Origin of the sequence: Pseudomonas anguilliseptica, from assembly GCF_021375795.1 — a bacterium.
Taxonomy (GTDB): domain Bacteria; phylum Pseudomonadota; class Gammaproteobacteria; order Pseudomonadales; family Pseudomonadaceae; genus Aquipseudomonas; species Aquipseudomonas anguilliseptica_A.
Window position 1 is genome coordinate 737,700 of the sequence record NZ_JAEIOI010000001.1, and the last position, 12,850, is coordinate 750,549.

The 12,850-nt window shown below is 59.6% G+C and carries 10 protein-coding genes and 1 pseudogene; 7 read left to right on the top strand and 4 right to left on the bottom strand.

From position 1 onward, the window contains the following. Nucleotides 1-66 precede the first annotated feature (66 nt). Together IOD17_RS03370 and IOD17_RS03375 are read left to right on the top strand one after the other, a co-directional pair. Nucleotides 67-822 (top strand): hypothetical protein, encoded by a 756-nt coding sequence (locus IOD17_RS03370; protein WP_233683685.1) that lies wholly within the window; start codon nucleotides 67-69, stop codon nucleotides 820-822. Continuing rightward, nucleotides 822-1,721 carry an ABC transporter ATP-binding protein gene (locus IOD17_RS03375; RefSeq protein WP_233683686.1) on the top strand — a complete coding sequence of 300 codons (900 nt, stop codon included), beginning with the start codon at nucleotides 822-824 and terminating at the stop codon, nucleotides 1,719-1,721. Before IOD17_RS03370 ends, IOD17_RS03375 begins: the two co-directional genes overlap by 1 nt. A gap of 24 nt (nucleotides 1,722-1,745) precedes the next feature. On the opposite strand, the gene nadC is transcribed toward IOD17_RS03375, so the two are convergent. Next, the gene (gene nadC / locus IOD17_RS03380) at nucleotides 1,746-2,594 is read right to left on the bottom strand and encodes a carboxylating nicotinate-nucleotide diphosphorylase (protein WP_233683687.1); all 849 of its coding nucleotides are present in this window, start codon (nucleotides 2,592-2,594) and stop codon (nucleotides 1,746-1,748) included. 365 nt (nucleotides 2,595-2,959) lie between these two features. Between nadC and IOD17_RS03385 the strand changes: the two genes are divergently transcribed. The 3 genes from IOD17_RS03385 (at nucleotide 2,960) to ampE (ending at nucleotide 6,794) form a co-directional block, all read left to right on the top strand. Next, nucleotides 2,960-5,275, top strand: a complete 2,316-nt coding sequence (locus IOD17_RS03385) for a DUF1631 domain-containing protein (RefSeq protein WP_233683688.1) — start codon at nucleotides 2,960-2,962, stop codon at nucleotides 5,273-5,275. A gap of 122 nt (nucleotides 5,276-5,397) precedes the next feature. Then, nucleotides 5,398-5,961: a 1,6-anhydro-N-acetylmuramyl-L-alanine amidase AmpD gene (ampD, locus tag IOD17_RS03390; RefSeq protein WP_233683689.1), complete on the top strand. Its 564-nt coding sequence runs from the start codon at nucleotides 5,398-5,400 to the stop codon at nucleotides 5,959-5,961. Then, nucleotides 5,958-6,794 (top strand): regulatory signaling modulator protein AmpE, encoded by an 837-nt coding sequence (gene ampE / locus IOD17_RS03395; RefSeq protein ID WP_233683690.1) that lies wholly within the window; start codon nucleotides 5,958-5,960, stop codon nucleotides 6,792-6,794. The genes ampD and ampE overlap by 4 nt, the downstream gene beginning before the upstream one ends. Here the strand turns inward: ampE and IOD17_RS03400 are convergent. After that, nucleotides 6,787-7,689, bottom strand: coding sequence for an ROK family protein (locus IOD17_RS03400; protein ID WP_233683691.1), 903 nt, complete (start codon nucleotides 7,687-7,689; stop codon nucleotides 6,787-6,789). The genes ampE and IOD17_RS03400 overlap by 8 nt on opposite strands. A 1,188-nt stretch (nucleotides 7,690-8,877) precedes the next feature. Here IOD17_RS03400 and IOD17_RS19445 point away from each other — a divergent pair. After that, nucleotides 8,878-9,081 (top strand): annotated as a pseudogene (locus tag IOD17_RS19445) (HAMP domain-containing protein); the annotation flags it as partial. 153 nt (nucleotides 9,082-9,234) lie between these two features. After that, entirely contained in the window at nucleotides 9,235-9,939 is a 705-nt protein-coding gene (locus tag IOD17_RS19450; RefSeq protein WP_374528017.1) for a methyl-accepting chemotaxis protein, read from the top strand. 64 nt (nucleotides 9,940-10,003) lie between these two features. Here IOD17_RS19450 and IOD17_RS03410 read toward each other — a convergent pair whose 3' ends face one another. Together IOD17_RS03410 and IOD17_RS03415 are read right to left on the bottom strand one after the other, a co-directional pair. After that, nucleotides 10,004-10,849 carry a TatD family hydrolase gene (locus tag IOD17_RS03410; protein WP_233683693.1) on the bottom strand — a complete coding sequence of 282 codons (846 nt, stop codon included), beginning with the start codon at nucleotides 10,847-10,849 and terminating at the stop codon, nucleotides 10,004-10,006. 81 nt (nucleotides 10,850-10,930) lie between these two features. Further along, nucleotides 10,931-12,514 carry a peptide chain release factor 3 gene (locus IOD17_RS03415; protein WP_233683694.1) on the bottom strand — a complete coding sequence of 528 codons (1,584 nt, stop codon included), beginning with the start codon at nucleotides 12,512-12,514 and terminating at the stop codon, nucleotides 10,931-10,933. Between the last annotated feature and the right edge of the window lie 336 nt (nucleotides 12,515-12,850).

Consider the following 12,850-nt stretch of genomic DNA (forward strand, 5'->3'; position numbering starts at 1 on the left):
CTGCCTCTATTGCTCGCTCTGCTTGGGTTTAGCCTATTCTCCATAGTCTCGCAGTGGCGTACCCAAATGCCTGAGCAGACGTCGCCAGCTATTGAGGGGCGTGTGGTGATAGCCGCTTCTATGTTACTGGTGTTGTTCGGTGGTGACCGCTTCTTGGCTGCCAACTTGGAAACCATGCGCCTAGCGGCTACTGGGGTGGATTGGGGGCAGGCAGATACCGACTATCTGGTTCGCGCCCAGCAGGAAGTGGCTAGGCTCAATCCCTGCCATGAAGATAATTACTATCTGGCCAACGGCCTGCTGACTTGGGGGGGGGCGGATCTTGAAGGCACTGAGGTGTTGCGCCGGGCCATGCAGTGTCGTTTCTGGGATGAATTGCCAGCATTTTTTTATGGATTCAATCAGGCGTTTTTTAATAAGGATATTGCTGAGGCCGGGCGTTCGCTTGAGTTAGCCGCGCAGCGGTCTACAGATAACTCCGCCGCTTTTCGCAAGCTCGCCATCATGCTCAAGACTGAGCAAATCCAGGATGAACAACTGGCCCTTGATTTTTTGCAGAGTGAGCACGACCGGGCTTCTGACCCCAAGCTGAAGGCGATGCTTGTCAAGCGTGTTCAGCGCTTGCAAGGGCTTGTTGCGTTGCGTGAGGCTCAGCGCCGTTTTGAGGCGCTGAGCGGTAGTTCGCTCGCTGACCCTGAGCAACTATTCGAGTATGGTTTGCTGGCAGCGTTTCCTGAGGATCCACTAAAGCTGGGTTATGAGTTTGTTGATGGGCGCTTTGTGCTTAAAAAGCTGAAGGTCGCCGGTGTGGAGGATCGGTAGTGTCAGCAGTTCTTGAGTTCTCTAGCGTCAGTCATATTTTTCGCAGCAAAGGCAAGGAAGTTCAGGCTTTGCGCGATGTCAGCTTTGGCCTGGCCGAGGGTGAAGTCTTCGGTTTTGTCGGCCCCAATGGCGCAGGCAAGTCCACCACCATCAAAGTGATGTTGGACATTATCAATGACTATCAAGGCGAAGTGCGTATCTATGGCGTGGATGCGCACCATGCTGAGGCACGACAGCCGCTGGCCTTTGTGCCTGAGTCCCCTGCGCTGTATGAGCAATTTACCCCGCTGGAAATCTTGCGCATGGGTTTGTCCATGTATGGCATTAAACGCAAAGACGCCGATGCCTGGTGTATGCAATGGCTGGAGCGTTTTTCCGTTGCACAGAATGCCAAGCGGCGGATTCGCGAACTGTCTAAAGGTAATGTTCAGCGTGTAGCGCTGGCTCATGCCATGGTGGTGCAGCCTAAATTGCTGGTGCTGGATGAGCCGTTGTCAGGGCTTGACCCTGTGGGGCGCAAGGATGTGGTGGATATCCTTACGGAGTACAAGCAGCAAGGCGGGGCGATCTTCTTTACTTCCCATGTTTTGCATGACGTTGAGCGTATTGCTGATCGTTTTGGTTTTATCAATAAAGGCGAACTGTTAACGGTTCGTTCGCCGCGCGAGTTGGCGGCTGAGCGGGTTGATCAGATGTTGGTGCGCTTCAATGCGCAACAGCCACTGCTTGAAGGCTGCAAACAGTTGCGTGAGATGGAGTTTGAGTGCGAGTTGTCGCAGGCGGATCTACCGGCTTTTATTGCTCAGCTCAATAGCGTGGGCGGTCATCTGGTGACGGTCAAGCCGGCCGTGTCGTTGGAGACTGTGTTCTTCAAAATTTTGGAGCAGACAGCGCGCTAAGTGCGCTGTCTTCACTTTCATTGGCTACAGCGCCAGTCGCATCGACAAATCGACCGCCTTTACATCCTTGGTCAGTGTGCCAATCGACACATAGTCCACGCCTGTCTCGGCAATTGCACGCAAGGTGTTTTCGTTTACCCCGCCCGAGGCTTCCAGTTTGGCCTGGCCTTGGGTGAGGGCGACGGCTTGGCGCATTTCGTCCAGGCTCAGTTCGTCCAGCATGATGATGTCCGCCCCGGCGTCGAGTGCCTGGCGCAGTTCTTCCAGGCTTTCTACTTCAACTTCCACCGGCTTGCCCGGGGCAATCTTGTGAGCAGCAGTCACGGCTTGGGTGATGCCGCCACAGGCGGCGATGTGGTTTTCCTTAATAAGGAAGGCGTCATACAGGCCGATGCGGTGGTTGTGGCAGCCGCCTTGGGTGACGGCGTACTTTTGTGCCAGGCGTAATCCGGGCAGGGTTTTGCGGGTGTCGAGCAGTTTGACGTTGGTGCCTTGCACCAGGTCGGCATAGTGCTGGCAGCGGGTGGCGACGGCGGAGAGGGTTTGCAGGAAGTTCAGGGCGCTGCGTTCGCCGCTGAGTAGGGCGCGGGCGGGGCCCTCCAACTCAAACAGCACTTGGTTGGGCTCGGCACGTTGGCCGTCCTGAACGTGCCAGTGCACGCTAACGCGGTCGTCGAGTTGGCGAAACACCGCATCCACCCAGGCGGTGCCACAGATAACCGCTGCTTCGCGGGTGATCACCTTGGCGTGGGCCAGGCGCTCGGCGGGGATCAGCTGGGCGGTGATATCGCCGCTACCAATATCCTCTGCCAGTGCGCGGCGCACGTTGGCCTCGATTTCGTGGGCGAGGTCGGCGAGGATAAGGTTAGGCATGATGAGCTCCAGTCAGCAGAATGCGCCGATTATAGGGATTGATGGCTATTTGCGCAGTCTTTGCCGCTGTTCACCAGGCGCTGTAGCGCTATGCTGATGAAGGTTCTTTGTGAGTTGTGTGCGGCCATTGTTCGAGGCAGGGTTGCGTTGGTCGTGCGCAGATAACCGTTGGGAGGCTGTAGCGCTACATCTGTGACCTGGGTCATGTCTGGAAGAAAAGTCAGCTTGGTATGTGTGCGTGCATCCCTATAATGGCTTTACTTTTTAAAATTGTTGACGCCAGGCCTTTGACGTTACGGATGACGCTCAGTTGATCGCTGTGCAGATCGGTTCGCCCAAGAGGGGCAGTCTGCAGGAGACTCGCAATGAAGACTGATGCGAATGTGGTTCACCTGAGCAAGGTGGTCCCTGAGCAATCGCCCACTTCGCCGGTAGGAAGACTGCCTGTGGCGCTGACAAATGTGCGGGATAAAGCGGCGCAACAGCTGAAAACAGCGTTGCAGGCGCTGTTCGACAATGCCGACGATACGCTCTTCGAGATGGCGGATCGGGCCACCAGCAATGCTGAGCAGAATGCTTTTTTCGAGGCAATGCGCGACCTGCGCCTGAAGCGCAAGAACATCGAGCGCGGCTTCCTGCAGAAGGTGTTTGAAGCCTTCGCCACCCTTAATCAATACGAAATCGGTAAGCCGGCACCCTTGGATGCGGTGTCGTTCGACAGCCTGTCTCTGGTGCAGAACGATGCGCTGGAAGAGTCGGTAGCGCTGGACTCGATGGTCGCCAAGGTGATGAGCCGCGACGGCGCAGCGCTCAGCCACCTGACCACGCGTTTCAACGCCATGGTCAGCAAGAAGCTGGACGACAAGAGCAACCCGGTCGGCCCGACCTGCTTGTGCGAGTTCTTTCTGGATGCCTGTAGCAGCCTGGGTGTGGAGATCAGGGTCAAGCTGATCATCCTCAAGCTTTTCGAGAAATACGTTCTCAGCGACCTTGATCAATTGTATGGCGAGGCCAACCAAGCCTTGATTGCGGCAGGTGTTCTGCCTGAGCTTAAATCTGCGCCCGTGCGGCGTAACCCGTCGCGGGCTAGTGCGCCTGCGGGCGGCGCCCGTGCGGATGCGTCGCCAGAGCTGAGTGGCGAGTTTGCAGATGAGGGCGTGCAGGAAGTCTTCGGCGCGCTGCAGGAGCTGTTGTCGCAGGCGCGCGGTACGCTGATCCCACGGCGTAACCGGCCGGCTGATGCCATGCCGATTTCGACCAATGATTTGATGCGCCTGCTCTCGCACATGCAGCAGAAGGCGCCGGCGCAGGTAAGTGATGACTTCGACCTGCGTGAGCAGCTGGAAGGCCTGTTGACCCGCGCCAGTGCCAAGGCGGGTAAAGCCCGCGTGGTGGGCGAGGTTGATGAAGATGTCATCAACCTGGTGTCGATGCTCTTCGAGTTTATTCTGGATGACCGTACCCTGCCGGACTCGCTCAAGGCACTGATTGGTCGTCTGCAGATCCCGATGCTGAAAGTCGCGGTCATCGACAAGACCTTCTTCAGCCGTGGCAGCCATCCGGCACGCCGGCTGCTCAATGAAATCGCCTCTGCTGCATTGGGCTGGGGCGAACAGGATGATGCACAGCGTGATAGCTTGTATCAGAAGATCGAGCAGGTGGTGCAACGCTTGCTCAATGATTTTGTTGACGATCCGGTGATCTTCTCCGAGTTACTTGCGGACTTCCTGGCCTTTACCGGGGATGAGCGTCGGCGCAGCGAGTTGCTTGAGCAACGTACCCGCGATGCCGAAGAGGGCAGTGCCAAGGCTGCGCTGGCGCGCCGCGAAGTCGAACAGGCATTGAACGAACGGCTGCTCGGCAAGACGCTACCGGAAGTGGTGGTGCGTTTGCTCCAGGAAGCCTGGAGCAAGGTGCTGATGTTGACTTGCCTGAAGCATGGCGTTGAGTCGGCCGAATGGCAGGCAGCGTTGGCGACCATGGATGATCTGGTCTGGAGTGTGGAACTGCACGAAGAGCCAGAAGCACGCATGCGCCTGCTGGAGATGGTACCGGGTCTGCTCAAGGCGCTGCGTGAAGGCATGGCCAGTGCGGCGTTTGATCCGTTCTCCACCGGTGAGTTCTTCAGTCAGCTGGAAGCGTTGCACGTGCAAGCCTTCCAGCGCTTCAAGCGCAGTCTGCCGGAGGAAGCCCCGGCGGCGGATGCCGAGCCACTGGTCGAGTTTGATGAGCAGCAGCGTGCAGCATTGGCCGAAGCCGGCATCGAGCTGCCGTTGCTGGAACTGCCTGCCGCCGAGGCCGTGGAAGAGCCGGCCATGGTTGAGGTGGTCGAAGAAATCATTCTGCTGGCGCCAGGCGAGTTGCGTCCGCTTGAGCCGGAGGCCAGCCTGCCGGACGATGACGAGTCTCTGCAGCAGGTCGACAACCTACGTGTTGGCAGCTGGGTCGAGTTTCAGGAAGACGAAGAGCACAAGCTGCGTTGCAAGCTGGCCGCAATCATCAAGCCAACCGGCAAGTACATCTTCGTTAACCGCACAGGCATGAAAGTGCTGGAGAAAACCCGCATGGGGCTGGCGGTGGAGTTCCGTCGCAGTGCCATCCGCCTGCTTGATGATGCGTTGCTGTTTGACCGCGCGCTGGAGTCGGTGATCGGCAATCTGCGCAAACTCAAGGGCGCCTGAACCCGCTGTCTGAACTGTACGAATCACGCCGCCGGCCTCTGTCTGGCGGCGTTTTCATTTGTGCGGCAGTTGGCCTTGGGGCGTCGCTGCACTAGAGTGGGGGCTCGTTCAAGGAGCTTTGTATGCAGCTGGACCCTTCCAGCGGATGGTGTGCTGGCATTCAGCATTGTCCGTCCCCCAACTTCAACCAGCGCCCGCAGGGTGAAGTGTCGCTACTGGTGATTCACAACATCAGCCTGCCGCCTGGGCAGTTCGGCACTGGCAAAGTGCAGGCGTTCTTTCAGAACCGTCTGGAGGCCACCGAGCATCCGTATTTTGCCGGCATTGCCAGCATGCAGGTCTCGGCGCATTTTCTGATCGAGCGCGATGGTGTCGTTACCCAGTTCGTTTCCTGTAACGAGCGCGCCTGGCATGCCGGGCTGTCGCTATTTGCCGGGCGGGAGAACTGCAATGACTTTTCCCTGGGCATTGAGCTTGAAGGCACCGACGATCTACCGTTCACTGCAGCGCAATATGCGGCGCTGATTGCCCTGACCCGGCAGTTGCAGGCGGCCTATCCGGCTATCACCCTGGAGCGGATCTGCGGTCATAGCGACATTGCGCCAGGGCGCAAGACCGATCCGGGCCCGGCATTCGATTGGGCTGCGCTGCGCCTGGGGCTGCAGCAAGACAAGGAACTGACATGAATTTTCTAGTGTTACTGCTGGTGTTATGGGTTGAAAAGTTTTCGGCCTGGCGTGCCCGCATCCAACAGGACGGTCCCTGGTTGCACCTGCTGGCTGCCACAGAACGTAATGCGCAGAGCGCCGCGCAGCCCTGGCTGGCGTTAGCGGTTTTGGTGCTGTTACCGATTGCGCTGCTGGGTGTGGTTTTGCTGGTGCTGGAGCCGGTGGCTTATGGCTGGCTGGCCTTGCCGGTGCACCTGCTGGTAGTGATTTACAGTCTGGGACGGGGCGATCTATTGGCGGCATTGGGGCCGTTCCGTGACAGTTGGCGACGGGGTGATGCCGAGGCGGCTTACCTGGTGGCCCGGCGTGACCTGGCCCTGGAGGCAGAGGAGGAGGGCGAGTTGCTGCAGCGCGTACAGGGGCATCTGGTGTGGCAGGCCTACCAGAGTTTCTTTGCGGTGATCTTCTGGTACGCGCTGCTGGGCCCTTTGGCGGCGCTGGCTTATCGCCTGGTGGCGCTGAGCAGTGAGCAGGCGGCTCAGCCGGCCCTGCGTGAAGCAGCGGTACAGATCCGCCATGGCTTCGACTGGTTGCCGGTGCGGGTGCTGGCGGCCAGTTTTGCTCTGGTGGGCAACTTTGCCGGCGTCAGTCGGGCCTTGCTGCATGAGTTGCTCAGTTGGGATATCAGCGCCGCCCAACTGGCGATCATGACCGCGCGGGCGGCGGGCGAAACGCCGGAGCCGGTGATTGGCGAGGCTGGCGTCAGCAGTCTGGATGGCCTATGGCAGCTGCTGGTGCGGGCGGCGGTGTTCTGGTACGCGGTGTTTGCCGTGTGGACGCTGCTTATCTGAGGTCGTCATTCCACAGCCAGGCGGCTCCGCGTACGCCGCTGGAGTCGCCGTGTTTGGCCGGCAGCAGGCGCGTATTGACCTGGTCGGAAAACACGTAGCGCGGCAACAGCGGTATTACCTGCTGGTACAGCTCGGCCGTATTGGACAGGCCGCCACCGAGCACGATGACGTGAGGGTCAATCAGGTTGATCACTGACGCCAAGCCGCGCGCCAACTGATCGCAGTAACGGTTCAAGGCCTGTTGTGCTGCCGGGTTGCCGCTTTGGGCAGCCGGTACAATGGCGCTCGCTTCAAGGCCCAGCTCACTGCGTGCCGCCCAACCCGGGCCGCTGAGAAAGGTTTCGATGCAATCATCCAGGCCGCAATAGCAGCGCCTCACCGGGCCATCGTCGGCGCGCCGCCAGGGCAGGGGATTGTGTCCCCATTCGCCGGTAATCGCATTTGGGCCGCCGAGCAGTTGCTGGCGCACGACCAGGCCGCCGCCCACGCCTGTGCCGAGAATTACCCCGAACACGCTGGGAGCGCCTGCCCCGGCGCCATCGCAGGCTTCGGAAAGAGTAAAGCAGTCCGCATCATTGGCCAGGCGTACCGGGCGTTGCAGGCGCTGCTCGAGATCGGCCTGGAGGTCCTGGCCGATCAGGCACTGCGAGTTGGCATTCTTGATGCGGCCGTGGTCGGGTGAGCGAGTGCCGGGGATGCCAACGCCCAGGCTGCCTTGCTGGCCCAGTTCGCGCTCGCAATCTTCAACTAAGCTGGCAATCAGACCAACGGTTTTCTGGTAGTCACCCTGGGGTGTCGGGGCGCGGCGGCGTATGACAGGCTGGCCGCCTTGCAAGGCGATAATCTCGGTTTTAGTACCACCCAGATCAATGCCCAGTTTCAGTGATGTGCGCATCATTAACCTTAAGTTACACAGATTGAGGTCGATAAGAGGTATACATGGCGCCATGCTCGGCCGCTATTTTGTGACATTGATCACGTTAATCTGCCCCTATTTACCCCACTGATCCATATGCCGCAGGTCGAGCAGCAAGGGACATACAGGCCGCCATTTGCCATTCTGCGCGGCCAATTTGTAACCTGACACGACAATAATTAGAACTGGAGACGTCCTGTGAAGACCGTGTTGTATCCGGCCATCGCGCTAATGAATCGCCTCAGCTTCGGCATGAAGTTCAGTCTGATCAGTGTTCTGTTCTTTCTGCCCATGCTGGTCACCAACTTCTATCTGGTACGTGACTCCTACCGGCAGTTCATCAGCACCCAGGCGGCACTCGAAAGCATCGACCTGCTCGGCGAGAGCCTGACGCTGCGGCGTAACCTTGAAGATTTTGTCGATCTTATCGAAATCAACGCGATGATCGGTCAGTCTGGTCAGGCGGGCGATCTGGAAACTCGCCTGAGCAAACTGCAGCAGGAGATTTCCAGCGAGCTGCAAGGCCTGGCGGCGGTGGTGCGTGAAACCGAACAGATCGATGAGTTCAACAGCAAGCGCGATGAGCTGATCGCGGAGCTGGCAGCGGTGCAGAGTGAGACGTCCCTGCACGGCAAGATTGCCCTGGCCGAGAAGCTGCTGGGTTCCTCCCAGGTGTTTATCAAACTGGTCGCCAGCCAAGCCGGCCTGAGCCAGGACCGTGAAGGTGCTGTGCGGCAGATGGTCGAGCTGATCACTGTCGAAACGCCAAAGGTCACTGCTGCCCTCAGTGAGGGGCGTGCCATTGGCTCCTACTCGCTGGCGCAGGGCTTTCTAAATTCCTCGGCCAGTACCGCTTTTGACGAATTGTTGTTGGAACTGGAGAAGCTGCACGCCGAGTACGGCCTGAACCTGCAAGCCTCGCTCAACAGCAGTGCCCAGGCGCGTACCAGCCTGGCGACCCCAGCAGCCAGCAGCCTGGAAACCCTGAAAACCATCGCCGTGGTCTTTGAAGATCAGGTGGTGGTAGCCGACTCCTTGGATACGCCGTGGGCGCAGTTCTACAACGATGTCAGCGCGGCGATGGAGCAGACCTACCAGCTCAACAGCGCGGTGCTGGTGTTCCTCGACAAGCAGCTGGAGCAGCGTCTGGAAGAAAACCGTACGCAGATGGTGTTGCTGGTGGTGGCGCTGGTGGTGGTGTTCCTGCTGATCGTCTACCTCTATGGCGGCTTCTACGTGTCGATTCGCACCACGCTGAAGAAACTCGGCCAGGTGATGAACCAGGTTGCCGCAGGCGACATGACCGTTAGCTTCAAGGCGCAGAGCCAGGATGAGCTGGGCGAGCTGGGTCAGGTGTTCAATGAAACGGTGAGCAAGATCCACGAGCTGATCGAGCGCGTCGGGCAGACCGTGGTCGAGGTCGAGCGTCAGGCCGAGCGTGTGCAACTCGTTTCCGGAGAAAGCAATCAGGCGGTAACCGGTCAGCGCGGGCAGATTGACCAGGTGGCGACGGCGATGAATCAGATGTCGGCCACCGCGCAGGAAGTTGCCAGCAGCGCCGCAGCCGCCGTAGGCAGCGCGCAGAGCGTAAATGATGAGACGGTGACTGGCCGCGCGCTGGTCGAATCGCAGGTGGGCAGCATCCAGCGTCTGGCCGGAGAGATCGACCAGTCGGTGGCGGTGATCAACAAGCTGGCCAGCGATAGCGCTTCGATCAGCCAAGTGCTGGACGTGATCAAGGGCATTGCCGAACAGACCAACCTGCTGGCGCTCAACGCGGCCATTGAAGCGGCACGTGCCGGCGAGCAGGGCCGTGGTTTTGCCGTGGTGGCCGACGAGGTACGCAATCTGGCCAAGCGTACGCAGCAGTCCACCGAAGAAATCGAGTCGATGATCGCCAAGCTGCAAAGCGGCGTTGGCGCGGCGGTCAAGGCGATGAGCACCAGCCACCAGATGGCCGATAACACGGTGAACGAGTCGGCCAAGGTGCAACTGGCGCTGGAGAACATCCTTGGGGCGGTGGGCATGATTGTCGACCAGAACCAGCAGATTGCTACGGCCGCCGAAGAACAAACTGCTGTGGCGCAGGATATCGATCAGAACATCGTGCAGATCAGCCAGGCGGGTGAGCGCACCGCAGACGGCGCAAGCCAGACCGAGCAGGCCAGCCTTGAACTGTCCGGGCTGGTGGCACGCTTGAAGCAGCTGATTGGTGCCTTCCGCGTCTGATCAGTTGCTGCTCCAGAAAAGCCCGCCACCTTGGCGGGCTTTGTGTTTTCTGCATTGTTGATTGTCAGTTGGTGGGGGCCGTGGCGATGTTGGTGGTGAGCTCTCTGGATTGCATTCGAGTGAGGGCGTCAGTATTCCAGCCAAACAACTCGGCTGCGTTGCGGCTGCTGGCGCTGGCCAGTTCATCCGCGCTGATGCCGCGCAGCTCGGCCAGGGCGGTGCAGATGTCTGGCAAGTATTCCGGGCTGTTGCGCTGATTGGCATGCATCGCCGGGGCCATGTCGGGTGAATCGGTTTCCAGCACGATGGCGTCCAGCGGCAGCTGCGCCACCACCTTGCGCAGCCGCAGCGCCTGCGGCCAGGTCGGTGCGCCACCGAGGCCGAGTTTGAAACCGAGCTTGAGGTATTCGCGGGCTTCTTCGGTGCTGCCGGCAAAGGCGTGGATAATTCCACCGCGTTTGGGTTTGTAGCGCTTGAGGGTGGCGATAGTCGCGGCATGAGCGCGGCGTACATGCAGCAGGGCGGGCAGCTCGAATGCTATGGCCAGTTTGAGTTGCGCCTCGAACAGCTGTTGTTGCCGCTCGCGATCCAGTTGCTCAAGAAAATAGTCCAGACCGAATTCGCCCACGGCGCAGAGCTTGCGGTGGCCGGCGCAGCGAGTCAGCCAGTCACGCAGTTCGCTCAGGTGTTCTGGCTGGTGTTCATCCAGGTACACCGGGTGCAGGCCGAACGCCGCATAGAGGCTGTCTTCGCTTTGCACCAGGTCCCACACCCGCTGCCAGTTGGCCTGATGCACACCCAGCACCACCAGGTGCTCGACGCCTTGATCGCGGCAGCGGGTCAGCAGCTCGCTGCGATCGGCATCGAAGTCGGGGAAGTCCAGGTGGGTGTGGGTGTCGATCAGGTGCATGGGCTGAGCATCGACGATTTGTGGCGGTTGCGCCAGCTGGCAAGTACCGCAAGCTGGCTCCTACACAGGGTAGTGCAACCCTTAGTGATGCTCGCGTGTCGCGCGGAACTTGATGTCTGGCCAGCGCTCTTCCATCAGGCTCAGGTTGACTCGGGTCGGGGCCAGGTAGGTGAGGTGGCCGCCGCCATCCAGGGCGAGGTTTTCCACCGCCTTGTTGGAAAACTCCTCAAGCTTCTTCTTGTCGCTGCACTCAATCCAGCGTGCTGACCACACGGTGATGGGCTCGTAGGCGCACTCGACCTTGTATTCCTCTTTCAGGCGGCTGGCGACCACGTCGAACTGCAGCACACCGACGGCGCCGAGAACGATGTCGTTGCTGCGCTCGGGGAAGAACACCTGGGTCGCGCCCTCTTCGGCCAGCTGCTGCAAGCCTTGGCGCAGCTGTTTGGACTTCAGTGGGTCTTTCAGGCGTACGCGGCGGAACAGCTCCGGGGCGAAGTGAGGAATACCGGTGAAGCCCAGCGCTTCACCCTCGGTAAAGGTGTCGCCGATCTGAATGGTGCCGTGGTTGTGCAGGCCGATGATGTCGCCGGCAAAGGCCTCGACCAGCATTTCCCGCTCGCTGGAGAAGAAGGTCAACGCGTCGCCGATGCGCACGTCCTTGCCGGTGCGCACATGGCGCATCTTCATGCCTTGGCTGTACTTGCCCGAGCAGATGCGCATAAAGGCGATGCGGTCGCGGTGCTTGGGGTCCATGTTCGCCTGAATTTTGAACACGAAGCCGCTGAACTTCTCTTCAACCGGCTCCACCGTGCGCTCATGGGCGACGCGAGCCAGCGGGCGCGGAGCCCAGTCGACCACGGCGTCGAGTACATGGTCGACACCGAAGTTGCCCAGCGCGGTGCCGAAGAATACCGGGGTCAGCTGGCCGTTCATGAATTCGTCCTGGTCGAATTCGTGGCAGGCCCCTTGCACCAACTCAAGCTGCTCGAGGAAGCGCTCGTACTCATCACCCAGGTGGGCGCGGGCCTCATCCGAGTCGAGTTTTTCGATGATCTTGGTTTCGGTGCGCTCGTGGCCGTGGCCTGGGGTGTAGACGATGATGTAGTCGCCGGCCAGGTGGTAGACGCCCTTGAAATCCTTGTAGCAGCCAATCGGCCAGGTGATCGGCGCGGCCTTGATTTTCAGTACCGCCTCGATTTCGTCGAGCAGTTCGATCGGGTCGCGGATATCACGGTCGAGCTTGTTGACGAAGCTGACAATCGGCGTGTCGCGCAGGCGGCACACGTCCATCAGGGCGATGGTGCGTGGCTCAACGCCTTTACCGCCGTCGAGCACCATCAGCGCGCTGTCCACTGCGGTCAGGGTGCGGTAGGTGTCTTCCGAGAAGTCTTCGTGGCCGGGGGTGTCGAGCAGGTTGATCATGTGCTCGCGGTAGGGGAACTGCATCACCGAGGTGGTGATGGAGATGCCGCGCTGCTTCTCCATTTCCATCCAGTCGGAGGTGGCGTGGCGATCGGACTTGCGCGACTTCACCGTACCGGCCACGGCAATCGCCTTGCCCATCAGCAGCAGCTTCTCGGTAATGGTGGTTTTACCGGCGTCGGGGTGAGAGATGATCGCGAATGTACGGCGTTTGCCGACTTCGGTGGCCTGGATGGTCATTGTGCGGGAACCCGTCGACTGAATAGTCGGTCTGTCAAAAAAGGCGGCGATTATAACGGTAAACGTCAGCGCGCGCGGCGACCTGTAGTCAGGGGAGAAAACCGCGAGTTCTTAACGCGTTGTGCAGCATTTCATAACGTTTTGTTTTGAATATAAAACGATCAATCAATAAGGCGACAAAGAGGAGCAAAAGTACGGCATTTTTGATTGATCTCAGCCCCCCATGGCCCTAAAGTTCGCGCCCGAACGTCCATGCTGGCAACGATCCATCCGGCTCAAGTACTGACGACGAGAGGTTGCTCCGATGCGGGTAATCCTCGGCGACATGCCTTGGGA

Bases quoted from the DNA above. Each gene is read 5' to 3' on its own strand.
- ampE (WP_233683690.1), top strand. From the start codon at position 5,958: ATGAATTTTCTAGTGTTACTGCTGGTGTTATGGGTTGAAAAGTTTTCG.
- IOD17_RS03415 (WP_233683694.1), bottom strand. From the start codon at position 12,514: ATGACCATCCAGGCCACCGAAGTCGGCAAACGCCGTACATTCGCGATC.
- IOD17_RS03370 (WP_233683685.1), top strand. From the start codon at position 67: ATGCCTGAGCAGACGTCGCCAGCTATTGAGGGGCGTGTGGTGATAGCC.
- IOD17_RS03410 (WP_233683693.1), bottom strand. From the start codon at position 10,849: ATGCACCTGATCGACACCCACACCCACCTGGACTTCCCCGACTTCGAT.
- nadC (WP_233683687.1), bottom strand. From the start codon at position 2,594: ATGCCTAACCTTATCCTCGCCGACCTCGCCCACGAAATCGAGGCCAAC.
- ampD (WP_233683689.1), top strand. From the start codon at position 5,398: ATGCAGCTGGACCCTTCCAGCGGATGGTGTGCTGGCATTCAGCATTGT.
- IOD17_RS03400 (WP_233683691.1), bottom strand. From the start codon at position 7,689: ATGCGCACATCACTGAAACTGGGCATTGATCTGGGTGGTACTAAAACC.
- IOD17_RS03385 (WP_233683688.1), top strand. From the start codon at position 2,960: ATGAAGACTGATGCGAATGTGGTTCACCTGAGCAAGGTGGTCCCTGAG.
- IOD17_RS19450 (WP_374528017.1), top strand. From the start codon at position 9,235: ATGTCGGCCACCGCGCAGGAAGTTGCCAGCAGCGCCGCAGCCGCCGTA.